Here is a 21,596-nt window from a genome sequence, read left to right as displayed (position 1 = left end):
GGAAACCCACGCCATGAACCCCAACCCGCACGCCACCGAACCCGCGGTACCACCCGCCCCCCACGGAACTACCGCCCGCGCCATCGAGGAACTCGGCGATCCGGGCGCCGGCTACTACCTCAGCATCGGCCCGCTCGGCACCAACACTGGCCCGGTGCGCTGGTGGCGCGTCCAAGGCACGCAGACCACCGGGGATCAGGCCGGCGCCTCCTGCACGTTCCCTGCCGCCGACTCAGCCGAGGATGCCCGCGTGCAGCTCGCCGTGTTCCGCACGGACCCGGAGAACGCCCGTTACGACACCTGGGAGATCGTCAAGATGGAGGCGGTGGTGAGGCACTCCCTCGAACCGCTGAAGCCCGAGACCACCAGCACGGCCAGCGGCATCGACTACTACGCGATGGGGCAGCAGATCGGCCGCGAGCTCGCCGCCGCCCACGCCGGAGAGGACCCCGACACCGAAGACCCGTGGGCGGACCGAGACGCCGAGGTGGACGAGCGCCGGGCCGTGCTCGCCGGCAACCTGGACACTGCGTACGGCGCGATTGCCGACGGGATCAGGAACCTCGACGCGCTGACCGGCAGCCTGTACGACGTCGAGTTCGTCGAGGGGTACGGCAGAGACGTCGCCAGCTTCCTGGCCGATGCTCGACGGTTCATCGGTGGTGCCACCGCGCTGGTCGAGAAGGCCACCCGATGACCGCCCCGCCCGTGATCCACCCGTCCCGGCTGCCGTGGCTCACCGCCCTCGACTACACAGGGCGAGCCGGTCACGACGAGGAGATGCGCAGGTCCACCGCCTACCGGCGGGCGATGCGCCGCGACCCGCAGGTCATGGGTGCCATAGCGGAGCGCTTGGGCGCTGACCCGTGCCTGACCGTGGCCGACGTCCGCTCGGCGTTCACCGCAGCCGGCGTCGAGCTGGAGCCCGGTGAGGATCACCTCGTGGTCGACACGTTCGACGAGATCCGCATCCCGCTCGTGGCCCGCTTCACTGCGGATCTGGCCATCCAGCGGGCAGAGCGGACGCGGGACCGGTGGACAGGCACACGGCGGCAGCACGCAGCGTGGCGCAAGGCCCGATGGATAGGCGGCGCCCTGTGATCACCACTCCCGAAGACCTTAACCCGGAGCAGGCGTGATGAGCGTCGAGTATGGGGTCTGGTTCGACCCGGACGGCGCGTTCGTCTCCGCTCAGTGCTGGAGCCGCACCTCGGCCGAGCTACAAATCAGCGCCATCGTCGACCAGCTCCCGGCCGCCGACCGAGCCCAGGCCCGAGCCGAGCACCGGGTGCGCGCGCTGTGTCCCGACCACCGCGACGACGAGCAGCCCGCCGACGAGTGCGAGCTGTGCGACGACGAAAACGACGAGTCTGAACGTCCCTGAATATGCGTGTGGGCCCGGACGCTGATTCGTCCGGGCCCACACGCATGAGCAGGGCCAGTCAGGCAGCCCAGTCCGGATCGAACCCGATGGCGTTCGGGAACGCGCCGGCCAGCGCCCCGAGCAGCTCCGCCGGGTCGGCCTTCCGACCGCCCTCGTCCGCGGCAGTCAGCAGGTCCACAACCGTCTGGAGCGCCCGAGCAGGGGCGGGGGCAATGTTGTGCAGTTCCGCGATGCGGTGCCGGAGGAACGCCGCCGGGCCGGCGGGGTCGATCGGGCCGCCACGGACGAACCAGCCTGATCCCTGCCGGCTGGTCGCGAGCCGCAGTTTCTCGACGAGGTGCCGCCGGGCATTGCGCACGGGCTGATGTGAGCATCCGTAGTCCCTCATCAGGTCGGCCTCGGACGGTAGCCGGTCTCCGGGTCCGAGTTCCCCGGATTTGATGCGGCTCGTTATGTCGTGAACGATCTTCTCGAAGATCTTCGTGGGCTCGTCGTCGTCCATCATTGCTCTCCTTAGGTGCTCGGCACTGACAGTACGGGCCCCCGGCCGTGGTCCGACGCGACACGCCGCCACTTCACGTACCCAGCACTGTAAGTGCCGGGTAGAGTGTTGCAACAAGATGCAACATCAAGATGCTCATCACACAACCCCATCCGGGAGGCCCCCATGGCAGACATCAGAGTCGAAAGCAAGCTCCCGGACTGGTCGGAAAACGGGATCGAAATCATCCGCCGCCGCCTGGTCGAAGAGGAAGAAGCCAACTTCTACGCAGTGATCAGATTCGACTGCTCGAAGGTCACCACGACCAGGGACACCGGAGAGGTCACCCCCACCATCCGTATCCGAGCATTCGAGCCCATCGGCACCACCATGGACGGCGCCGCCGACGAAGACGCCGCCCGCCGCCTCCTCGAAACCGCCTGCGAACAGCGCACCATCGCACGCGACGCCGACCCCGACGACGACCCGAACAGCATGTTCAGCGGCGTCGACCCCATCACCGGCGAGATCCGCAAGCCCCCCACAGACGGATGACCGCTCAGGCCGCGCCATGCCCCGGATGCGGCCAGCCGATCATCCCCACCTGGTCCGCCGCGACCGGATGGGGACTGATCCTCAACCAGCACCCCACCCCCACCATCACCACCGCACACACCGCCGGGCGCCGGACCGTCTACACCACCCACCCCGAACAGATCGGCTACATCCTCGACCGGTCCGGCGCCGCGCACGTCGCCTGCGCCCCCGGCCCCCACGGCAACGCCGGAGCCGGCGAGGCCCGCGACCAGCACACCAGCTGCGGACGCTCCGGCCAACCCGAAGCCGTCACCCGACTGGACTCCGACCGGCTCGTCGTCCACCCGTGCGGACAGGTCGCCGCCGACCGGCTCGGCCTGGTCCTGCCCGACCCCGACACGTTCACCGCCGCCGAGGCCCTGCGCCGCCTGACCGTCGCCGGTTTCTACCTCCACACCCGGGACTGATCATGCGCCGCATCACCCTCCGCCGCCGGCCCCGCCGCGACCCCGTGGCGCGGCTCCGCGCCGCACGCCTCGCCGGCCGCCTCCACGCCCGGCAAGGCGACCTCTCTCCCACTGCGATCGCAGAGCAGGCCGGAGTCACCCCCCGCGACGCGGCCCGCGCCCTACGCGGCGACGAGATCGACGCCGACGCCGCGGCGCTCCTCACCTGCTGGACCCACACCCCAACCCGCCAGAAGGAAGGCGCCCCCAATGACGATCACCGCCGCCGGCCGCCCGCATCCGACCTGGGCAGGCGAGGGGACCCAGGCTGGTGGCCTCACCCCCGCTGAGAGCGCTCGTCTCCTCGCGAACATGTTCCAGACCTTCGCCGTCTCAACCCTCGCCCTTGAGATCACTGCCTACGGCATCCCGGCCGCGCAGGGCAGCAAACGACACATCGGCCACGGCCGACTCATCGAGCAATCGAAGGCCGTCCGCCCGTGGCGCGCTGCCGTCAAGGCCGCCGCCGAGGAAGCGATGGGTAGCCCCTGGACACCACTCGACGGCCCCATCAGGTTGGACGTCCTGTTCACTCGGCGCCGCCCCGCCTCCGCGCCGAAACGGCGCCGGGCCTGGGCTGCGACGTCACCCGACCTGGACAAATATCTGCGCTCGACCGGCGACGCGCTGACCGACGCCAGGGTCTGGGTTGATGACGGGCGCGTCGTCGCGATCAACACGGCCAAAGTGCTGGTCGGCGAGCCGGGGGCACTCGACCAGCCGGGCGCGCTCATCAGGGTCTGGCGCCTCCACGAGAACATCGAGCACACCCACGGTCGGCTCATCGCCCTGGACGCTCTTGCCTCGTCTGTGGCGGCGCTCCCGGGCAACGGTGGGTGCCCGCGCTGCGGGGAGATGCCTTGACCGGCGAGGCGATGGTCCTGCTGTCGTTCGCGCGGTGCGGGTCGTGCGAGTACGGCAGCCTGGACGACCCGGCCGCCTGCCCCCGCGAGCCGCACTCGTGGATGGACCCGGCCGACGAGGCGCACTGGCACCGGCTGAATGGGGAGGGTCCGATCCCGTTTGGGCTGTGTGGCTGTCCGTGTGCGAGCGGACCGGGCGACACGCCGCGGCTCGGCGACCCCACCTCCCCAACTTAACGTGCCAGGCACGTTAAGTTGGTGTCACACCGAACGGGCCACACACCAAGGAGTCACAGTGATCGCGAACATCCGCACCGGCGCCACGCACCGCCTCACCGGCACCGCCCCCGGCCGCGGCGGCTGCGACCACTGCGACGCCCGTCTCACCCACCGGATCGTCATCACCGACGCCGCCGGCGCCGAGATGATCGTCGGCCGGAAGTGCGCCAGCCGCTTTACCGGCTGGACCCCCACCCTTGCCGAGGCCGAGGCCGCCCAGTTCGTCACCAACCGCGAGATCACCCAGCACAATTGGATCTTCTTCTCCGTGGCCGCACGCACCCTCGCCGCCCGCGCCGCCCACGAGGCCGCTTGCCGTGCTGCTCTCCAGAAGGCCGCGCAGGCCCGCAGCACCTACGAGATCGCCCCGATTCGCATCCCCGCGTTCGCCGAAGCCGCGCTCCTCGACGCCGTGACCCACCTCACCCTCAACACCTGGATCTACGCCGACGCCGACCCGCACGCCCGCCAGGCCCTCGCGCAGGTCGCCGCCGCAGCCGGAGACGGTTCCTGCCCCGCCGACAACGAGACCCCCGACGAGTACGCCGCCCGCGTCCTAGCCACTGCCAGCCGCTGACCACCTGACCGGGCCGCCCCACACCGGGGCGGCCCGGCACCTCGAGAGGAACGATCATGACCGGCCGTCCCGCCCGCTTCACCATCACCCGCCGCGCCCTGCCCGACCGCGCCCGCGAGGCCGCCGAGCAGACCGGCCGGACGTTCGACACCCGCATGCACCCGACCGAGAGCCGGCTCCAGTACGTCATCGACGGCCAGCCGATGACCCCCGGCGAGGCCGCCGACCTGCTCGGCATCCCGCTCTTCGAGTAGCCCCCACCCACCAGCCCCGCCACCCCGGAGGACCGCGCCATGGCCAGCCACGACCTGATCAAGAAGTACGAGGACGGCACCGCCCTCGTCTACTGCCCGGCCGCCCAGGATGACGCGGCCACCCGCGTCTACAACGGCATCCACCACTGCGAGTGCTGCGGAGACGTCGTCAACCCGGCCGTCGAGCCGATCGAGGTCGTTGGCCTGGACGTCCTGCGTGCCGCCCTCGACGAGGCCCCCGCTGGTCCGTGCGAGTGGTTCGCGTTGTGCGACCACCCGGCCGACCGGTACCGCCCGCACCCCATCCTCGGCCAGGTCCCCATCTGCGCCCGGTGCGCTGAGAAGCTCAGCGCGATGGGCGCGTAGCAGGGCAGCCGCCTCCGCGCGCTCGCCCAACCTGACCCAGCAGTCTGACCAAAGCGGGGCCTGTACCGGCCCCGCTTTTCATTTCTCTGCGCACGGTTGTTCCGCTGCTACAGTCTCGTCATGCCAGAGCCTGCCAAGGTGCTAGACCTCAGCAAATGGAAACTCAATGTTCCCGTCGAGGAGATAGACCAAATCCAGCAACCCGCGCTGGCAACGTATCAATCGCGGGACTTCTCGACCTACTCTCAGGTTGTTTTCACTTCCACTGTGACATTCAACGTGCGCGCCGACGGCTGGGTGCAGCCCGGCGCTAGCTACCCACGCTCTGAGCTGCGAGAGATGAACCCGGGTGGCACGACCAACGCGGCGTGGAACTCTGCCTCCGGCACGCACGTCATGGAGGTAACCCAGCGGATCAATCACCTGCCGACGGTCAGGCCGAGGCTAGTGTGTGGGCAAATCCACAACACGCCTGACTATCTGTATCTGACCGTCCTCGACGGGACCCGCCTCTACGCAAAATTCATCGACACCGAGATCGGTAATCTCGACACCAATTATCAACCAGGAACCTGGTTCGACCACAAGGTCGAGGTGATAAACGGAAGCCTGAAGATCTACCACAACGGAGTTCTCAAAGCAACAACCACAATGAATCAGACCGGCTGTTATTTCAAAGCCGGCTGCTATCTCCAGTCGAACTTGACCTACGATCTCCCGGCCGCGTACGGCGAGGTGGAGATCTCCGCACTGACCATCACCCACAGCTGAGGCCGCCGGCAGGCATCCGCGCCACGGCAGGACACAAGATCCAAGGCCGGACCGTTACGCGGTCGCCTGGCTACACTGGGTGGGGCGCCGGGACATCCCCCCGTTGGACCGGCGCCCCCCCCAGCAAACGAAGAGGCGGACCCGGGCGGGTCCGCCTCTTCGCGTTGCACGAGCGTCCCGGGCTGGCCCGGCCCTGCTCAGCCGTACTGGTACACCAGCGGCACCCGGTCCGTCCGCACCAGCCGGCGGACCACCAGCACCACCCGGCCCGCCCCGTCATAGCCACGCCGCCACACCAGCACCGGCGGCACCGGAGCCCGGTCCAGGTCGAGGCGGGCACGCTCCTCCGGAGACGGCGCCCACCCGCTGATCGTGTCTTCCCACCGCAGCGACAACCCGGCCGCGACCAGCGCGGCGGCGAGCGCCCGCGGCCCGCCGTCGAGCGCTACCCGGCCGGCCAGGTCTGGCACCGTCGCGATGGTCAGCAGCTCGCCGGGCTCCTCGACGACGTCCAAGAGCTGGCCGCGGGAGCCCTGCCACGCGGGCACGACCGTGCCGACCGCGACCCCGAGCCGTGCCGCGAGGTCGACGCCGGCCGCCAGGGCGACCGTGTCACCGCGGGTGTACGGCTCACCGGGCAGGCCAGGCACCTCGACCGCCGACCCGTCCCAGTTACCCGCCGGGTCGACCGCACCGCGGACCCGCGCGCCGCGCCCCTCGACCAGGTCGAGGAGCCCAGCGACGGCGAGCAGGCGTAGCGCCCTGGTGACCGTGCTCTGTGCCACCTGGTGCTGCTCGGCGAGGGCCGCCAGCGACGGCAGCCACGTCCCGGGCGGGGGCTGGCCGGCGGCGATCTGCCCGCGGAGCGTCGCGGCGAGCTGCTCGGCAACTGCCGGCTGGCGGGGCACGGTGGTCGGTCCTCCCGGGGTGAGCGCGGCTTGCGTAGGGAAATCGTGCGTGGCGATCGTGACACCGATTGTCACGCTCCGCCGCGCCGGCACGCCGTAAGGAATTGACACTCCCCAACGTCACGCCTACGTTACGCCCAGTGAAACCGGACAGACACGGCTGAGCCCCCGCCTTCATCACCTCCACCAAACCCGCCACCAGGAAGGACCCCCGAATGATCGGCAACCCCGCGCTCCTCAAGCCCCACGAAGCCCGCGCACGCCTGCGCGTCAGCGACACCACCCTCGTTCGCTACGCCAGGCAGGGCCTGATCAGCGCCAAGCGCCTCCCCGGCGGCCAGCGGCGCTACATCGCCGAGACCGTCGATGCCCTCCTCGACCAGTCCACCCCCACCGCCCCCTGACCACCCCACCCACCAGACAGAAAGGAGATCCACCGTGGCCCTGAACCTGCACCGCGCCGAGCACGCCGCCGCCGCGGCACTCCTCACCCTTCTCTGCACAGGAATGTTCGCGGTCGCGGCCGTCCACACCATCGAGCTCGCGGTCTGGGCCGGCCAGGCACGCTGGGCCGCCTACGTCGTCGCCGGCACCGGTGAAGCGATGGCGACGAGAGCGTTCCTGGAGATCCGCCACCGTCGCCGCACTGGCGTCAGCACCCGCGGTGCCGTCGCAGTCCTCGCCGCTTCCATCGGTTTCTCCGGGGTGATGAACGTGGCCGCCGCGGTGATCGGCCGGGACAGCGCCGGCCAGCTCACCGGGGACGCCGGAGCCTGGCGGCCGATCATCGCCGTCTGGGTTGTGATCGCCTTCGCGTTGGCGGGGTCGCTGCACTGGTTCCGCCCGGCCGTCCCCGTCCCTGCCGCCACGCCGGCAGCAACCCCAGACAGCGCCCCCGTCCCCGAGGACACCCCGACCGCTGTCCCTGTCCCCGCGGTCGAGGACAGCACCCCCGAGGACACCCCGGCCGACCATGCCCCCGCCCCCCTCGCCCTCGTCCCCCGCCCAGCCGGGGACACCCCCACCAGCGAGGACACCCACACACCTCCAGCCAGCGAGGACACCGACCGCACCGACGGCGACCTGTACACCCTCCTCGCCGACGTCCCCCGCGACCAGGACGGCTACATCTCCGTACGTCGCGCCGCCACCGCCATGGGCTGCGGCAAGGACCGGGCCCAGCGCATCCTCACCGCACACGGCCTCGCCCGTCCCCGCACCGCGGCGGCCGGCTGATGAACCTGTCCCTGCTCCTCCTCGGCATCGTCCTCGGGCTCGTTCACGGTGTCCTCCCCGATGCCGACGACCGGCTCATCACCGGGCCCTGCTGCCTGCGCCCCGCAGCGTTCGGCAGCCACCCCCGTACCTGGTACCGGCGCGTCCGTAGGTACGCCCACCGCGTCGGCCCCCTCCGGACCGCCTGCGCGCCGGGTGTCCTCCTCGTTCTCGTCCTCGCCGGGTCCGCGCGCCTGGGCGCTGTCCTCGCCCGGCTCGCCGACCTCGGTGCCGAGCGCGGCGCGACTGTCCTCGCCGCGTGGACCGACCCCGACCACCACTGACCAACCAAGGAGTGATCATGGGCAGCCGTATCGACGAACTCGCCAACATCGACCTGTGGGAAGCGGACGGAATCCGGGAGTACTGCTCCACGCTCGCGGGCCTCTCCCGGGACCTCACCCGAGAGACCGCGATCGGCTCAGAGGCGATCCGCGCCGCGCTGGCAACCGCTGACACGATCTTCGGCTGGCCGAAGCCGCACGCCCGGATGCTCGCCAGGCGGACCACCGCCCCGCTGCGGCGCATGGTCGGCGGACTCGAAACGATCACCGTGGATGCGGTCAAGTCCGGAATCCTGTTCCAGGTGAACTTCGGCGACCCGTTCGAGGCCCGCGGCGGCGCCAAGACCCCCGCCAAGACCGTCAAGTTCTAACCCCACCTGGCCGCCCCCACCTACGCCCGAAGGAGAACCACCGTCATGGCAGGGAAAGCACTCGCAGTCGCAGGTGCCGGAAAGGACGCCATCCGCGGCGCGCACCACGGTGCCCACGCTGCCACCTCAGACATCGCGGGCCGGTGGATCCGCCACCTCCCCCCGTGGATCGCGGCAGCCGCCCTGCCCGGCCTCGCCGCCCTCTGCCACCTGCTGTGGTCCGCGCCGACCACCCTGCCCTGGGCGGTCTGCGCGATGACCCTGACCACCACCGGTCTGACCGCCCTGACCTGGAAGCTCTCCCACACCCGGGCGGCGTTCGCGCGGGCCCTGACCACGGCGATGATGTTTGCCCCGCTGGCCTGGGTCACCGCGGCGACCATCACCGGCATCACCCGGCCCGCCATATACGTGTGGGTACTCGGAGCTTTCGCCGGCTGCTTTGCGCAGAACATCCGCCTCGGCGTCCACGCGACCGGGGACACCGGCGGCCCGGTCGACCACCTGCGCGGCTGGTGGGCGACCAAGGCCGGGAAGGCCGGGCTGGAGGGATCAACGATGCGCACCCTGGAGGTCGGCGAGGACCGGGGTATCGCCGCGGTGGAGCTCGCCGAGGGGCAGACCGTCGGCGACCTGGTCCGGGCGCGGGACACGATCGCCGCGCTGGCGGGGGTTCCGCCGACCGGGGTACGGATCGCCCCGGACAGTGAGGACGCGAGCAAGGCGCTGGTCACCCTGGTGCGCCGGGACCTTCTGAACGTCGTCACCCGGTGGGAGGGGCCCACCCACATCGGAGGTCTGCCCACTGACCCGCACCTCCTCGGGATCTACGAGGACGGGGAGCCACTGGAGCTGACCCTTACCGCCGTCGCGCAGACAGCCGACCGGCCGGGGCAGAACGCGCAGCACGTCGGCATTGGCGGGAAGAACGGTGCGGGGAAGTCGGGCCCGGCTCTGATCGTGGCGGCGGACTGGCTATGCCGCCGCGAAGGTCTGGTGATCGTCATTGACACGGTCAAGCAGAAGCAGACGTTCGGCCCGGTCGCGGACTTGCTGACCCTGTTCGTCACCGACGAGGCGCGTGCGCTCGACCTGCTGACCGCTATCCGTGACCGCCTGGGCCCGGCGATGGGCAACTACCTCGGCGACCGCGGGTACAAGGACTGGGCGCCAGGCCGGGGAATCCCCGCGGTCCTCCTCATCGTCGAGGAGGCAACCGCCCTCCCCGCCGAGCACAAGCGGATCATCGTGGACCTGTTGCGGCAGGGCCGATCCTGGGGGCTCAACGTGAAGGTCTCCGGGCAGCGGTGGACCTACGACGGGATGCCTACCAGCGCCCGCGCGGAGATCGGCCCCGCGCTCCAGTTCGGTTGCGCGGATGGCGACGCCGGCTACCTGTTGGAGGACCTGGTCGAGCAGGGCGCCGACCCGGCCGCGTGGGGTAACCGCCACCCTGGCCGGCTGTACGCCCGGCTACCGAACATCGACGACGCGCGTGCGCTCACGCCTGCCCGGACACTCTGCGTCGAGCCGATCGACCTGCACCGGCGGGCCCGCCCCCACTACATCCACGTCGAGATGCCCGACTTCTACAAGGAGGCACTGGGTGACGTGTGGACGAACCGGCCGATCTGGCCGAAGGGCGGCGTCACCGCAGAAGCCGCAACCGCCAGCACACCCACCGACACCACAGAGGAGACGAAACCCGCTATGCCGACGACCGTGGTCACCGTGACCACCAGCGACGACGACCCCGCCGAGCCGGCCGCCGGCACGGTCGAGGCCGACGAGCAGTTCGACCGGGCCGCCTACTACAAGGGGGAGCCCGACGAGGACCCCGACATCCAGCCTGGCGTGGACGACCAGGTGCCGGGCGGGGCGTCGTTCTCGCTCGCCCCGCCGCCCCCGCGGCCCCGCGCGTCGGCCGAGCAGGTCGAGGCCGAGGTGCGGGAGCTGTTCGCCGCCTGGCCGGCGGGGACTCGGTTCGGTCCGACGGACCTGGCGGAGGCGTTGCCGGACCACGCGGCCCGGCACCGGTCGACGATGAGCCGGCTGTTGGACCGTCTGGCCCGGGAAGGCGTGGTGACCGACAACGGGGACGGAACGTACCGCACCGCCCCGGCTAGTTGATCAGCGTGCGCGGCGTGCGTTGATCAACGTGCAGTGCGTGCGTTGATCAGCGTGCACGCCGTGCACTACCCAAAGCCCCAGCAACGGCTAGGCGAAAAGAGCCGGCCGCACGCCACGCACGCCACGCACGCTCCGAACCCCACCAGCCACACAGAAACGGACAACACGACATGACGGTCAGGATCTCCGGCGCACAGCAACTCGGCCCCGTCACCATCCGCCGCAACCAGGCCGGCACCTGGTCGGCCGGCACCTGGGCCGGGCCGCTGCACCTCCACTGGACCCGACACCAGAAGGGGCCACGGGAACGAGGGCCGCGGCTGCGCACCCTGCTGTTCGGCCTCCCACTTCTGTTCCTGCTGGCCAGGTGGGACGCCGCCCCCGCCCTGGCCGTCGGACTGGTCGCCGCCGTCGTGGCGGTCAGCATGGTCCGGCATGCCGTCCTGCTGTGGCAGGCGTACGGCCCGGGGCGGCGCTGGTGAACCGCCGCGCGCTACTCGTCCTCCACGTCGTACGAGACGTCGCGATGACAGCCGGCGGACTGGGCATGGCTGGGCTCGCGCTCGACGAGGCGGTTGCGCGCCGCCGGTCAGCGCAGCGCCGTCGGGCGGAGGTGGGGCAGGCCGCGCCGCCGGGTGGGTGGTGAGCGGTACGGAACGAAGGCCCGGTGTCCCTGGTGGGGCGCCGGGCCTTCGTCGTTGGTGGTGGCGACACACCCCACCCATCCCTTGAATTTAACGTGCCTAGCACTGTAAGTTGCGGGTAGTCGAACGAGCACACACCGCAAGGGAGCCCCACACCATGACCACCACCCAGCCCGAACCGCAGGCCACCCGGCTCCTCGCCGACCTGCTCGGACTCCTCGCGCTCCCCTCGTTCGACGAGCTCAGCGCCACCGACCAGCTCACCCTCGCCACCTACGCCCTCGCCGTCGGCGACGCCACCTGCGACGGCGGCACCGCCGACCACATCGAAGATCCCGAATTCGAGCACCCCAACATCAACCCCGACGACGCCCCCTACCTCCTCCGCGCCATGGCCGTCCCGCTCGGCGACTGGTTCAACCACCCCGGCAACACCCGCCTCGCCGAACAGGAATGGCGTCGCTGGCGCCACGCCGCCTAACGCATGCCCGCTCGGTTGCATCACAAAGCAACATCACGACGCAAGATGTGCAGTATCCCCGGAGAGGACCCCCACCATGAACCCCACCCACCTCCACCTCCACCTCCCGCTCCCCGACGGCCGCACCGCCATCCACCTCCCCACCACCGCCACCGAACTCGGCACCTGGCTCGGTAACCCATCCATCACCAGCAGCGAACACCTCCGTTGGATCGGCGGCCTGCGCCCCCTCCTCCTCGCCGGCTGGCACATCACCCCCACCCACAGCCCCGCCCCCACCGCGCTCATCGCCGTCTACGGCGGCACCCGCCGCACCGTCGGCTACTACGACCCGATCAGCGGCCCGGCGCTCCCCCTGACCCTCACCGAGTACGCCGACACCACCACCCCAGGCCACCCCCGATTCACCCCCGAGGCCGCTACCCGCCTCATCCCGATAGCCACCACCACCCCGACCATCACCGTCCCCGTCGCCCTCCACCCCCACAACCAGATCACCCTCGGCGCCACCACCCCAACCGCAGCCGGCTGCGCCTGGCACGGCCCCACCCTCGCCGCCGCATTCGACTGGGACCCCACCCTCGCCGCCGTCCCCGAGGCCGACCTCCTCACCGCCACCGCCGCGACCACCCGGTGCGGCGCCTGCGACACCCTCACCTGCACCGCCGCCGCGCCGACCCTCGCCGTCGTATGACCGCCCCAGCCAGCCGCCCGGCGCTGCTCGCCGCGTTGTACGCAGCGTTCCGCGCCGGGCACAGCGCCGGTGACCACCTGTTCCAGACCGACTGGCAGGCCCGCGGCAAGGCGTACGGCGCCCCCGGCTGGCCAAAGGCGCTCGCCGTGCACGTCGCCGCCGTCCACGCCCCGATCATCGCCACCGTCGCCGCCACCATCCGCACCACCGGCACCCGGCCCCGAACCGGCCGGCTCGCCGCCGCGCTGGCGTTCAACGCGATCACCCACGCCGTGCTCGACACCCGCACCCCGCTCGTCGGGTTCATGCGCCGCACCGGCAGCGCGGAGTTCGCCGACCTCCGACTCACCGACACCAGCAGCCGGCCCGCGTGGGCAGCCGGCGTCTACGCCGCCGACCAGGCCGCCCACGAGCTGTGCCTGTTCATCGCCGCACTGATCGCCGCCAGCGGACAGAAGGAGCCCCGCACCCGATGAGCGCCGACAACACCAGCGCCGAGACGGTCACCACCCTGACCGTGCACATCTCCGAGCCGACGAGCAGGGAGGCGGCGTCATCCCTCGCCGAGTACCTGGAACACGCTGCGATCGAGTGCGACGGCTCCGACGTGTCGGTCTACCCAGACCGCGCCCCCCGCCAGTACCTCGCCTGGGGCGGCGGCCGGTATCAGCTCGTCGACCTCGACCGGATCGCGGAAGTGACGCTCCTCGACCGGCTCACCGGTCAGCGCGCCCACACCGGATACGCCCTCCTCGACCCGACCACCCCCGGCGGCCGGCCCCGGTTCCGTCCCGTCAAGACCCGCCCGGGGACCGAGACCCGCGACGGCGACGAGGTCACCATCGCGTACGAGGTCCTCACCGTGGACACCGAGGAACTCATCCAGCGGTTCACGATCACGCTCCCCGCTGAGCTGTGGATCTGACCGTCAGCCCCGAGGACAGCGCCCCACCCGCCGACGGTGGGGCGCTGTTCGCCCTCGACGACTGCGGGCCCGTCCTGGCCACACCCCCCGAGCAGGACATGACCCTGTCGCCCGGAGCCAGGCTCACCGCCCGCCGCCGCGCCCAGATCGCCGCCGGCACCCACCCCGTCACCGGCCTACCCCTCCTCTCGGCCGACCGGAGTCTGACCTGCCGCACCTGCAACCACATCGGCCGGCAAGGGGACACCGCCGGCCACTACTGGAAATGCGGCCGGAACCTCAGCCGCGGCGCGGCCACCGACATCCGACTGTCGTGGCCGGCCTGCACCGACTACCAGCCCGCACCGAAGGAGACCCGTTGAGAGGCATCTTCGATCCCGACGTCGAGCGCGCCCTACTCGACCACCGTCACCCTTTGCCCCCGCTCGGCGATCTCGACCGCAACATCCGCGACAAGCTCATCGACGTCATCGACGGGTCCGCGAACTGGAAGGCCCGCGGATACACCGGCCCACCCGGCGGCGACGACATCGGCATCTGGGCCCGCGACTTCATCGAGATGGTGACCGGCGCGCTGGCCCGCCTCGACCACGAGCATGTCACCGCCGCCGCGCAGGCAGCTGCCGCCCGTGCGATCAGCTCGGTCCTGACCCACACCGTCCGGAACGCCATCACCACCAGCACGCCCCGGGCCACCGCCGACCTGCCGGCCCCGCCAGCCGAGATCGAGGTGGCCGCCCGGAGGCTGCTGTGGGTCGAGAACAACCTGTCGGCCCCCGTCAAGGCCGACATCGAACTGATTGCCGGCTGGGTGCTGGCCGGCGCACGCGGCGCCCCCGCCCCCGACGGCGGCAGCAGACAGGCCCCCGCCCCCGTAGCCGCCGAGTACCGGCCACGCCCGTGGACCGAAGACACCACCACCCCGACCGGCGCCCAGCGCATCACCGTCAAGCGCGCGTGCAACGGCTGCGGCCTGACCCTCGGCGACATCAGCCCCGCCGAACTCGACGCCGCCGTCACTGGCCGGCCCCTGCCCGACGTGCGCGACGAGTGCCCCACCTGCCTACGTCAGCGCGCAGCCGACGCCGAGCGCCGGGCCGCCGACGCTGCGCGGGAACTCGCCCAGCTCCAGAGCCTGGCCACCCGGGCGGTCCGGACCTGGCGCGCGTTCGACGGGGTGTCCCGCGAGGAACGCGACACCGCGGAGACGGCACTCGGCCGCGTGCGTGACCTTGCCGCGCAACTCGACGCCGAAGCCGTCGCGCGTCACCACGGGATGACCGGCGCCGAGGCCATCACGGTCCGCCAGGTCGTACACCGCCTCTACAAGGCCATCGGCGACACCGCCCCGCAGGAACAGCCGCCCGCTGTCCTGCTGGTCGTCGAGGAGCCCCTCACCCCCGGGGACGACGCCATCTTCCGCGCCATCGCGGAGGACGCACGAACCAGCAAGCTCGCGATCCGCGACCTGCTGGAAGAGACCTCCACCTTGACGGACTCCGAAAGCGCGGACGCCCCCCACAACCCCGACGTCTGGACGCTACGGAGCTACGTCGACCAGCTCCGCACCGCGGTCCGCAGCTTGCTCGACCCCAGCGCCCCCGCCCGCGAGTGGTCCAGCGAGGAGCAGGTCCGCGCTGAAGTCGCCGAGGAAGGCATCAGCCGAATCCGCCGCAGCCTCAGCGCGCTCGCTGACAAGCTCGACGCCGAGGCCCGCGCCTACCCGAACGCACTGGGAGTCACCGAGGCGGCAGCAGCGCTCACCAGCTCGGCGCAGCGCATCCGCAAGGCGATCAACGACGCTGACGGCTCGCCGGGGCACCTGGCCCGCCAGGCCCCCGATCCGGGCACCAGCGAGCACGCCACCTGGAAACCCGAGATCCACCCGGTCGTCAAGGTGCTCCGCGAAGACGTCGAGTGGACCGACTTCGACCCGTCCGACCTGGACGACCTGGCCAACCTCGCCGCCCTGCTCATCGAGGCCCTCCCCGGCCCGACAGCCGCCGCGCAGGACGAGCCCGTCACCCGCACCCGGCTGTACGCCGAGACCGGCGACCACCCCGCCATCGTCTGGGCCCGCCAGCCCGAAGGCGCCTGGTGGCACGTAGGCCCCAGGGGCTGGGACCGCCATAACGCCGCCGGGTCCCCGGACACCCCCGTCAAGGAGCTGACCCCGCTCGGCTGGGTCGAGATCCAACATGCCGCCGCCTGGCGCCTCACACACGGACCGGCCGGCGCTGAGGAAGGACCCAGCAATGTCTGACCGCACACGCTGCGCCGGCACCGGGACCTACCGAGTCCAGACCGCAGAGGAAGAACCAGCCGACCTGCCCGACGTTAACGACCTGGTCGCCGAGCTCGCCAAAGACGACCCCCTCACCGTCACGAACGACGAACTCGCGCAGCTCGTCGTCGACGCCCACCAGATCGCCAACGCCGCCGCGGCCCGCTGGCTCGCGCTCGTCGACGAGTTCGACCAACGGGAACGGTGGGCCATCGACGGGCCTGCGCCGACGCTCGCCCGCTGGCTCCAGCAGGAATGCCGCCTCACTGCCCGCGAGGCCGGGGACGTGCACCGCCTCGTCCGGGCGCTGCGTGTTCTCCCCGTCACCGCGAAGACGTTCCGGGCCGGTCAGATCAGCATGGCTCATGTCCGCGCGATCGCCCCCGCCGCGGAAGGCGACGAGAAGGACGCCCGGCAGGCCGATCCGATCCTCGCCCGGTCTTCGCGGTGGATGCACCCGGGCCAGGTCAGCAACGTTGTGAAGACCTGGCGCCGGGTGCGGGCCGAGGGCCCGGCCCTTCCCGCCGAGGGGAGCGAGCGTGGCTGACCTACCCAAGGTCTACGTCGCCCCGTTCGGCGCCTGGCCCCACGGCGACATCATCGGAGGTCTGATCACCGAAGACGGAACCGTGCTCTGGGGACACGTCTCGTCCTCCGCGGAGTGGCTCCGCGCCGACCTGACGACCAGCTTCGAGAACCGGCGCGACACGCTTGACCAGCGTTACCCCGACGGCTACGAGGTGGTGACCGTCGACCACTGGCGGCAGCTCCCCGCGCACCTTGTCACCGCGCTGGACCCGCCAGCGGCCAAGGAGACAGACGGTGCCTGAACTAGATCTCGACGCGATCGACCGGCGGATCGCCATGTTGGACATGACCCGCCGCCTGATCGCCGAAGTGCGCCGACTCCGCTCCCAGGTCACGAAAGCGGAACGCGCCGAGGAACTCGCCATCGAGGACCGCGACCGCTACCACGAGTGGGCCGACCGCATGGCCTACGCCATCGCCCCCCGAGAGGTCATCGGCGAACACACCACCGGCAACAACCCATGGCGCGGCGCCATCGAGGAAGCCGGCCGGCTCCGCGCCCAGGTCGCTGAGCTACAGGCGGAACTCGTGGCCGCGCGCAACGACGCCGCTACACATGAACGCTGGACCGGACTCAACGCACGGGCCGCGTTCTCCTACCAGCGCCGCGCGGACCGCGCCGAGGCGCGGGTACGAGCAGTGCAGGATGTGGCAGCCGAGCTGGAACGGATCGCCGCTGACAAATCAGGGATCAACGCGGCGATGACTAGTGAGCGCGCCGTCCTCGGCCACGCCGCGGCCCGCATCCGCGAGGCCATTAACGCCACCCCCGGGGAGGCCCCGCCGTCCGGCGGCGCACGCCTCGCCCCGCGCCGGCTCTGCGGCGGCAATACCCGTATCCGGGGCCACGTGTTCGTCTGCACCTACAACGCGGGCCACGACGGCCCCCACGAACACGAGGACTACCCACCCGCCGACAACTGGCCACCAGCGTCCGTCACCACGCCGGGGGCGGGCCACGATGGCTGAGCCGCTCACCCCGTGCGGGACCTGCCCGTGGCGCCGGTCGAGCACCGTCGGCGGCGCGGACATCCCCCGGTTCGACCTGGAGCTGATGCGCGGCCTGGTCAGCACCGTCGGGCCCGGCGACGACTTCCGGCCGATCATGGCCTGCCATCACTCCACCGAGGGCGCCGAGACTGCGTGCCGCGGCTACATCGCCGTCGAGGGCTTCTCCAACATCCGGGTCAGGTTCGCGAACTCGACCGGCCGCATCCCAGCCGCCGCGATCCGGGACGCCTGCGACGGCCTCGACCTGTGGCCCTCCTTCGCCGAGATGCTCGCCGCCTACGAGGCCGCCGCCGGCCAGCCCCAGATAGCAGGCCAGCGGTGAACGGCACCGCGCCCGAGACCCCCGGCCGGTACGGCAGCGCCATAGCCGCGGTCTCCGCGTACGACGCGCTACGGGCCGCGCAGCCCCCCATCGACCGGGCCATCGCCCACGTCATCGGCACCGCGCAGAACACCACCCCCGCCGACCGCTTGGACCAGGCCGGCAGGTGCATCGCGGAAGCCCGCGCGGCGCTCGACCGGGCTACGGCCGAACTGGCCCAGCTACGGGAAGCCGCCAGCCGGCCGGTACCGCCGGCCCGTAGAAGCCGGCCGGTCAGGCGCCCGGTGCCGGCCGCGGACCGCACCACCGTGACGGCCGGCGACCGGCAGGCCGTCCTCGATCGGGAACTGACGAACGCCGTCGACTCGGGGTGGCGCGTCTACGGGCACATCCGCCCCGCGCGGCCCACCCGGCCAGTGCGCCCATGAGTCGCCACCGTCAGCGCCGGCCACCATCCGTCGCTGAGCAGCTCGACGCCGTATACGCGCGGGTCCCGGACGCCGGCTGCAAGGGCCTGTGCCAGGACGGCTGCCACAGCATGGGCATGACCCGCGCCGAACAGCAGCGGATCTACCGGGAGACCGGCCGCCGGCTCCCACTCAAGTTCGCCGACCCCGAACGGCCGTGCTCGGCGTTGGACCAGGCCGGCCGGTGCTCGGTCTACCAGGCCCGGCCGGCTGTGTGCCGGCTGTTCGGCTCCTCGGAGGTCTTGCCCTGTGAGCACGGCTGCACCCCAGCCGGCGGACTGATGCCCGCCAGGAACGCCGCCGTCGTGATGCTCGACGTCGAACAGATCAACAAGGAGCAGCGCCGATGACGAACTCACGCAAGACCAGGATCAAGGGCGAGTGCCCCACGTGCCAGCGGCTCGTGGGGCTGATGTCCCGCTCACCGACGTTCGGCCGAGGCCGAGCGGACCACTCGCGCGGGAACAGGGTCAGCCGCCACAGCACCACCGCTGGCGACACGACGTGCCCCGGCAGCGGCCAGCCCACGACCCGCATCCAGGACACGGCCACCGGGCAGTCGCTCGACGACATCCCAACCGGGAACATCTCCGGCACCAACGGGATCATCGCCGGGTCGAAACTCGCCGCACGAGCCGCAGCCGGCGGCGACCGTGCCTAACACCCCCGCCATACAGCGAGACATCATTCTCGCCACCGCGAACCTCGTCGGACGCACCGGCGCCCGCGGCTTCGAGGTCGGCCACCTCGACGACGACCCGACCAACCCCCGCTGGTGGGCCAGCGCCGAATACAAAAGCGCCCGCATCATCGCGGACGACCACCCCACCCCCGAAGCCGCTGCGGAAGGACTCGCGCGCCGGCTCCTGACCGGAGCCCGGTGCCGCTGCGGCCGACTCACCGCGCTGTCCCCGGACGGCGCGGTCGCAGTCGACGCGACGATGGCAGACGGCACCCGCTGGACCGTCGAGCAGGCCCGGCAGGCTGGCCAGTGCCTGTGGGTGCGTGACGGCCCCCAGTGGAACCCGTCCTGCCCGCCGCCGGCCGGCCGAGGTGCTGGCCGTGGGTGACCTGCCCTTCGGCGCCGTGCTCGCCGTCTTCACCGCCGCCGGCTGGCTCGTCCACGGAGGGGCTGCGCTCGCCGAAGGGCGGGTCACCCTGGCTGGGGTGGTCCTCGTCGCCGTCGCCCTGGCCCCCACCGCCGGCCGGGTCGACAGGCGGATCGAGCGGCACCGGTTCGCCCGGACCCTGCGCGCGCACGGCTACCGCTCCCACCAGGAGTACATCCGCGGCCCGCAGTGGCGGGCCCGCCGAGCACGCTGGCTACGTGAGCTCGGCCGCCGGCCGTGCCGGGTCTGCGCCCGACCCTGGCAGGCCGGCGGCGGGCAGTTCCACGCCCACCACCTCGACTACGCGCAGGCCGGCGGCGGCACCGAACCGGACCGGGACCTGATGCCGATCTGCTACCGCTGCCACACCACGGTGCACCGGTGGGACCGGTGGCTCCGCGGAGCAGGAGTGACACTGCGCGCCGCGACGTGGATCGTGGTCGGTTCGCGCTGGCCAGTGCGCGCGGTCCGGCGATACTGGCACCAGCAGGAAGATCGCCAACCGGAGGTGTGGCCGTGACACCCAGCGAGAACCTCTACCCCGGCGGGCAGGCCGTCCCGTCCACCGACGGCCTCGACTACTACGACCACGGCAGTCCGCTCGACCACGACGGTGGAACGGCCTGGCCGCAGATAGCCGACGAGTTCAAAAGGTTCATCAGCGACAACCCGCCCACCCTGCGGCCGGGGATGTACCGCCCGCTCGACGAGGGGGCCGGCGATGTGTAAGCCCAGCACCGCCGCGGCCCGTCGCGTCACCCGGATGGCCGCCTCCAACGAGCGCGCCCAAGCCGTCGACTCCGACATCGCCGACCGGCGCGAACGCGCCGAGGCCGCCGCGGAGCTGGCCCGGTTGGAAGCCACCCCACGCGACCAGCTCACCGCGCATGAGGCGCTCTATCTCTTTTCCCGCATGGTCGCAGCATTCGGGGATGACGCTCTCTGGGCCGGCTACGGGTTCGGGCTTCGCGTCCGGAGCGCAGGCCGGTGAGCGGCACCATGAGGCCCGGCGCGCAGATCAGCGCCGAGGTCACCACCCACACCGGGAAGCCGCTCACCCTCGCTGACCTCCGGGACTTCCTCGGCCGCTGCGACCAGGCTGGCCTACCCGACAGCGCCGAGCCGCTCGTCCGCGTGTTCTTCTCCGGGCGCGCGAAGCGGCTGACCGCGAAAGGCACCCCGGCATCTGGCAGGCGCGGCACCGGCACCGGCGAGGGCCTGACCAAGCTGGCACCGGCGGCGGGCATCCAGCTCCACATGCGGTGCACGCACGGCGAGACGCTCGGTGTCCACTGCGCGATCCCCTGGTACAACCCGTGACCGTGAACCCGGCCGACGGGCCGGGCGCGCGCCTGGTCGATGGTCCTCTCAACGGCATCCGCGTGACCGTGCCCAGCCTCGACAGTCGCCTCGTGTTCCACCTCGCCGACGGCCCGGTCAGCTACCGACAGGAGACCACCGAGGCCGGGCACCCGGCGGTGGACGGGGATGACCTGGTCTACCGGCACGAGCCGTGAGCCGCCCGCCGCAGGCCGTGGAGAGGTACGTCGTCCGCCTGGTCGACGGCCCCCTCGGCGGCCGGGTGGTCGCCACCGCGCACGCCGGCTTCCGCCTCGCGTTCTACCTGGCGCCGCTCACGCCGCACGGCCAGGGGGGTTCTGGTCTGGTCCCGGACGCGGTCGCTCCGGGCAGCACGGTGACCTACCGCCGGCAGGACAGCGAGGGCGGGCAGCCGGTCCAGGACCACGGCCATCTGATCTACCACCACGAGCCGTGACCGTTCAGCCGCCGCGTTAGTACTGCAACGGCACTTGGTGGTCGTGGTGGATGATCTGCGTTGTGGTGGTGGAGGCGTGGGCTGGCGAGCTGGACGGGCTGTGTGGGCGGATCGGGGGCCGGTTCGGTCGGGCGGAGCCACGCCGGCGGGCCAGTGAGTATGTGTCCGGGCTGGTCGCCGGTTTGGACCGCAAGAACGGGTGGACGCTGGCGGAACGGGCCGGTGAACGGTCCCCGGACGGGATGCAGCGGTTGCTGCGCCGTGCGGACTGGGACGTGGACGGGGTCCGTGACGACGTCCGGGACTAC

General features: G+C 71.5%; 38 protein-coding genes and 1 pseudogene. 37 read left to right on the top strand and 2 right to left on the bottom strand.

Going from position 1 to position 21,596, the window contains the following annotated elements; all coding sequences use genetic code 11:
* Positions 1 to 13: 13 nt before the first annotated feature.
* From B056_RS39490 to B056_RS0116385, 3 genes are read left to right on the top strand one after another with little or no spacing between them, the layout of a single operon-like run.
* On the top strand, positions 14 to 697 hold the full coding sequence (locus B056_RS39490) for a hypothetical protein (protein WP_018502949.1): 684 nt from the start codon (positions 14 to 16) through the stop codon (positions 695 to 697).
* Positions 694 to 1,101: a zinc-binding metallopeptidase family protein gene (locus B056_RS0116390; protein ID WP_035751709.1), complete on the top strand. Its 408-nt coding sequence runs from the start codon at positions 694 to 696 to the stop codon at positions 1,099 to 1,101. The genes B056_RS39490 and B056_RS0116390 overlap by 4 nt, the downstream gene beginning before the upstream one ends.
* 37 nt (positions 1,102 to 1,138) lie before the next feature.
* Positions 1,139 to 1,384, top strand: coding sequence for a hypothetical protein (locus B056_RS0116385; protein ID WP_020572534.1), 246 nt, complete (start codon positions 1,139 to 1,141; stop codon positions 1,382 to 1,384).
* Between the two features lie 58 nt (positions 1,385 to 1,442).
* Here B056_RS0116385 and B056_RS39485 read toward each other — a convergent pair whose 3' ends face one another.
* Positions 1,443 to 1,889 carry a winged helix-turn-helix domain-containing protein gene (locus tag B056_RS39485; RefSeq protein WP_018502946.1) on the bottom strand — a complete coding sequence of 149 codons (447 nt, stop codon included), beginning with the start codon at positions 1,887 to 1,889 and terminating at the stop codon, positions 1,443 to 1,445.
* Between the two features lie 162 nt (positions 1,890 to 2,051).
* Here B056_RS39485 and B056_RS0116375 point away from each other — a divergent pair, with 162 nt between their 5' ends.
* The 7 genes from B056_RS0116375 to B056_RS36800 all read left to right on the top strand — a co-directional run bounded on the left by B056_RS0116375 (position 2,052) and on the right by B056_RS36800 (position 6,018).
* Complete coding sequence (locus B056_RS0116375; RefSeq protein ID WP_018502945.1) at positions 2,052 to 2,420, top strand: hypothetical protein; 369 nt, start codon at positions 2,052 to 2,054, stop codon at positions 2,418 to 2,420.
* Positions 2,417 to 2,869 (top strand): hypothetical protein, encoded by a 453-nt coding sequence (locus tag B056_RS0116370; RefSeq protein WP_018502944.1) that lies wholly within the window; start codon positions 2,417 to 2,419, stop codon positions 2,867 to 2,869. Before B056_RS0116375 ends, B056_RS0116370 begins: the two co-directional genes overlap by 4 nt.
* 249 nt (positions 2,870 to 3,118) lie before the next feature.
* On the top strand, positions 3,119 to 3,772 hold the full coding sequence (locus B056_RS36805) for a RusA family crossover junction endodeoxyribonuclease (protein ID WP_018502943.1): 654 nt from the start codon (positions 3,119 to 3,121) through the stop codon (positions 3,770 to 3,772).
* Positions 3,773 to 4,066: 294 nt separating this feature from the next.
* A complete protein-coding gene (locus B056_RS0116355) occupies positions 4,067 to 4,627 on the top strand; it encodes a hypothetical protein (protein ID WP_018502941.1) in 561 nt (186 codons plus the stop codon).
* Positions 4,628 to 4,683: 56 nt separating this feature from the next.
* On the top strand, positions 4,684 to 4,881 hold the full coding sequence (locus B056_RS0116350; protein ID WP_018502940.1) for a hypothetical protein: 198 nt from the start codon (positions 4,684 to 4,686) through the stop codon (positions 4,879 to 4,881).
* 39 nt (positions 4,882 to 4,920) lie between these two features.
* Complete coding sequence (locus tag B056_RS0116345; protein ID WP_018502939.1) at positions 4,921 to 5,247, top strand: hypothetical protein; 327 nt, start codon at positions 4,921 to 4,923, stop codon at positions 5,245 to 5,247.
* Positions 5,248 to 5,367: 120 nt separating this feature from the next.
* Positions 5,368 to 6,018 (top strand): polysaccharide lyase family 7 protein, encoded by a 651-nt coding sequence (locus B056_RS36800; RefSeq protein WP_018502938.1) that lies wholly within the window; start codon positions 5,368 to 5,370, stop codon positions 6,016 to 6,018.
* A 197-nt stretch (positions 6,019 to 6,215) separates the two neighbouring features.
* Here B056_RS36800 and B056_RS0116335 read toward each other — a convergent pair whose 3' ends face one another.
* On the bottom strand, positions 6,216 to 6,926 hold the full coding sequence (locus B056_RS0116335) for a GntR family transcriptional regulator (protein WP_018502937.1): 711 nt from the start codon (positions 6,924 to 6,926) through the stop codon (positions 6,216 to 6,218).
* 215 nt (positions 6,927 to 7,141) lie between these two features.
* Between B056_RS0116335 and B056_RS0116330 the strand changes: the two genes are divergently transcribed.
* The 27 genes and pseudogenes from B056_RS0116330 to B056_RS36770 all read left to right on the top strand — a co-directional run.
* Positions 7,142 to 7,330, top strand: coding sequence for a helix-turn-helix domain-containing protein (locus B056_RS0116330; RefSeq protein ID WP_018502936.1), 189 nt, complete (start codon positions 7,142 to 7,144; stop codon positions 7,328 to 7,330).
* Positions 7,331 to 7,364: 34 nt separating this feature from the next.
* On the top strand, positions 7,365 to 8,162 hold the full coding sequence (locus tag B056_RS36795; protein WP_018502935.1) for a hypothetical protein: 798 nt from the start codon (positions 7,365 to 7,367) through the stop codon (positions 8,160 to 8,162).
* A complete protein-coding gene (locus tag B056_RS0116320) occupies positions 8,162 to 8,485 on the top strand; it encodes a hypothetical protein (RefSeq protein ID WP_018502934.1) in 324 nt (107 codons plus the stop codon). The genes B056_RS36795 and B056_RS0116320 overlap by 1 nt, the downstream gene beginning before the upstream one ends.
* A gap of 17 nt (positions 8,486 to 8,502) precedes the next feature.
* The gene (locus B056_RS0116315) at positions 8,503 to 8,856 is read left to right on the top strand and encodes a hypothetical protein (protein WP_035751705.1); all 354 of its coding nucleotides are present in this window, start codon (positions 8,503 to 8,505) and stop codon (positions 8,854 to 8,856) included.
* Between the two features lie 45 nt (positions 8,857 to 8,901).
* Positions 8,902 to 10,986, top strand: coding sequence for a hypothetical protein (locus B056_RS0116310; protein WP_018502932.1), 2,085 nt, complete (start codon positions 8,902 to 8,904; stop codon positions 10,984 to 10,986).
* Positions 10,987 to 11,156: 170 nt separating this feature from the next.
* Positions 11,157 to 11,468, top strand: coding sequence for a hypothetical protein (locus B056_RS0116305; RefSeq protein WP_018502931.1), 312 nt, complete (start codon positions 11,157 to 11,159; stop codon positions 11,466 to 11,468).
* A 319-nt stretch (positions 11,469 to 11,787) separates the two neighbouring features.
* Positions 11,788 to 12,111, top strand: a complete 324-nt coding sequence (locus B056_RS0116300) for a hypothetical protein (RefSeq protein ID WP_018502930.1) — start codon at positions 11,788 to 11,790, stop codon at positions 12,109 to 12,111.
* 76 nt (positions 12,112 to 12,187) lie between these two features.
* Positions 12,188 to 12,805, top strand: a complete 618-nt coding sequence (locus tag B056_RS45400) for a hypothetical protein (RefSeq protein WP_018502929.1) — start codon at positions 12,188 to 12,190, stop codon at positions 12,803 to 12,805.
* Positions 12,802 to 13,281 (top strand): DUF3307 domain-containing protein, encoded by a 480-nt coding sequence (locus B056_RS36790; protein ID WP_018502928.1) that lies wholly within the window; start codon positions 12,802 to 12,804, stop codon positions 13,279 to 13,281. Before B056_RS45400 ends, B056_RS36790 begins: the two co-directional genes overlap by 4 nt.
* Positions 13,278 to 13,730 carry a hypothetical protein gene (locus B056_RS0116285; protein ID WP_018502927.1) on the top strand — a complete coding sequence of 151 codons (453 nt, stop codon included), beginning with the start codon at positions 13,278 to 13,280 and terminating at the stop codon, positions 13,728 to 13,730. The genes B056_RS36790 and B056_RS0116285 overlap by 4 nt, the downstream gene beginning before the upstream one ends.
* Positions 13,721 to 14,092, top strand: coding sequence for a hypothetical protein (locus B056_RS0116280; RefSeq protein WP_018502926.1), 372 nt, complete (start codon positions 13,721 to 13,723; stop codon positions 14,090 to 14,092). Before B056_RS0116285 ends, B056_RS0116280 begins: the two co-directional genes overlap by 10 nt.
* Complete coding sequence (locus tag B056_RS0116275; protein WP_035751702.1) at positions 14,089 to 15,993, top strand: hypothetical protein; 1,905 nt, start codon at positions 14,089 to 14,091, stop codon at positions 15,991 to 15,993. The genes B056_RS0116280 and B056_RS0116275 overlap by 4 nt, the downstream gene beginning before the upstream one ends.
* On the top strand, positions 15,986 to 16,561 hold the full coding sequence (locus B056_RS36785) for a DUF222 domain-containing protein (RefSeq protein WP_018502924.1): 576 nt from the start codon (positions 15,986 to 15,988) through the stop codon (positions 16,559 to 16,561). The genes B056_RS0116275 and B056_RS36785 overlap by 8 nt, the downstream gene beginning before the upstream one ends.
* Positions 16,554 to 16,844 carry a hypothetical protein gene (locus B056_RS0116265; RefSeq protein ID WP_018502923.1) on the top strand — a complete coding sequence of 97 codons (291 nt, stop codon included), beginning with the start codon at positions 16,554 to 16,556 and terminating at the stop codon, positions 16,842 to 16,844. Before B056_RS36785 ends, B056_RS0116265 begins: the two co-directional genes overlap by 8 nt.
* Positions 16,837 to 17,571, top strand: a complete 735-nt coding sequence (locus tag B056_RS36780; protein WP_018502922.1) for a hypothetical protein — start codon at positions 16,837 to 16,839, stop codon at positions 17,569 to 17,571. The genes B056_RS0116265 and B056_RS36780 overlap by 8 nt, the downstream gene beginning before the upstream one ends.
* Positions 17,564 to 17,935 carry a DUF6283 family protein gene (locus tag B056_RS0116255; RefSeq protein ID WP_018502921.1) on the top strand — a complete coding sequence of 124 codons (372 nt, stop codon included), beginning with the start codon at positions 17,564 to 17,566 and terminating at the stop codon, positions 17,933 to 17,935. The genes B056_RS36780 and B056_RS0116255 overlap by 8 nt, the downstream gene beginning before the upstream one ends.
* Positions 17,932 to 18,363, top strand: a complete 432-nt coding sequence (locus B056_RS0116250; RefSeq protein WP_018502920.1) for a hypothetical protein — start codon at positions 17,932 to 17,934, stop codon at positions 18,361 to 18,363. Before B056_RS0116255 ends, B056_RS0116250 begins: the two co-directional genes overlap by 4 nt.
* Positions 18,360 to 18,752: a YkgJ family cysteine cluster protein gene (locus tag B056_RS36775; protein ID WP_076784707.1), complete on the top strand. Its 393-nt coding sequence runs from the start codon at positions 18,360 to 18,362 to the stop codon at positions 18,750 to 18,752. The genes B056_RS0116250 and B056_RS36775 overlap by 4 nt, the downstream gene beginning before the upstream one ends.
* Positions 18,749 to 19,063 carry a hypothetical protein gene (locus tag B056_RS0116240; protein WP_018502918.1) on the top strand — a complete coding sequence of 105 codons (315 nt, stop codon included), beginning with the start codon at positions 18,749 to 18,751 and terminating at the stop codon, positions 19,061 to 19,063. The genes B056_RS36775 and B056_RS0116240 overlap by 4 nt, the downstream gene beginning before the upstream one ends.
* Positions 19,056 to 19,472: a hypothetical protein gene (locus B056_RS0116235; RefSeq protein ID WP_018502917.1), complete on the top strand. Its 417-nt coding sequence runs from the start codon at positions 19,056 to 19,058 to the stop codon at positions 19,470 to 19,472. The genes B056_RS0116240 and B056_RS0116235 overlap by 8 nt, the downstream gene beginning before the upstream one ends.
* Positions 19,465 to 20,031 (top strand): HNH endonuclease, encoded by a 567-nt coding sequence (locus B056_RS0116230; protein ID WP_154677066.1) that lies wholly within the window; start codon positions 19,465 to 19,467, stop codon positions 20,029 to 20,031. Before B056_RS0116235 ends, B056_RS0116230 begins: the two co-directional genes overlap by 8 nt.
* Positions 20,028 to 20,240 carry a hypothetical protein gene (locus B056_RS0116225; protein WP_154677065.1) on the top strand — a complete coding sequence of 71 codons (213 nt, stop codon included), beginning with the start codon at positions 20,028 to 20,030 and terminating at the stop codon, positions 20,238 to 20,240. The genes B056_RS0116230 and B056_RS0116225 overlap by 4 nt, the downstream gene beginning before the upstream one ends.
* A complete protein-coding gene (locus B056_RS0116220; RefSeq protein ID WP_018502915.1) occupies positions 20,233 to 20,502 on the top strand; it encodes a hypothetical protein in 270 nt (89 codons plus the stop codon). Before B056_RS0116225 ends, B056_RS0116220 begins: the two co-directional genes overlap by 8 nt.
* Entirely contained in the window at positions 20,499 to 20,831 is a 333-nt protein-coding gene (locus B056_RS0116215) for a hypothetical protein (RefSeq protein WP_018502914.1), read from the top strand. Before B056_RS0116220 ends, B056_RS0116215 begins: the two co-directional genes overlap by 4 nt.
* Before the next feature lie 2 nt (positions 20,832 to 20,833).
* A complete protein-coding gene (locus tag B056_RS0116210; RefSeq protein WP_230203030.1) occupies positions 20,834 to 21,028 on the top strand; it encodes a hypothetical protein in 195 nt (64 codons plus the stop codon).
* Positions 21,025 to 21,288: a hypothetical protein gene (locus tag B056_RS0116205; RefSeq protein WP_018502912.1), complete on the top strand. Its 264-nt coding sequence runs from the start codon at positions 21,025 to 21,027 to the stop codon at positions 21,286 to 21,288. Before B056_RS0116210 ends, B056_RS0116205 begins: the two co-directional genes overlap by 4 nt.
* A gap of 50 nt (positions 21,289 to 21,338) precedes the next feature.
* Positions 21,339 to 21,596 (top strand): annotated as a pseudogene (locus tag B056_RS36770) (IS701 family transposase); the annotation flags it as partial.

The sequence above is a fragment of the Parafrankia discariae genome (assembly GCF_000373365.1).
GTDB classification, from domain to species: domain Bacteria; phylum Actinomycetota; class Actinomycetes; order Frankiales; family Frankiaceae; genus Parafrankia; species Parafrankia discariae.
This window is presented reverse-complemented; position numbering and strand designations above follow the sequence as displayed.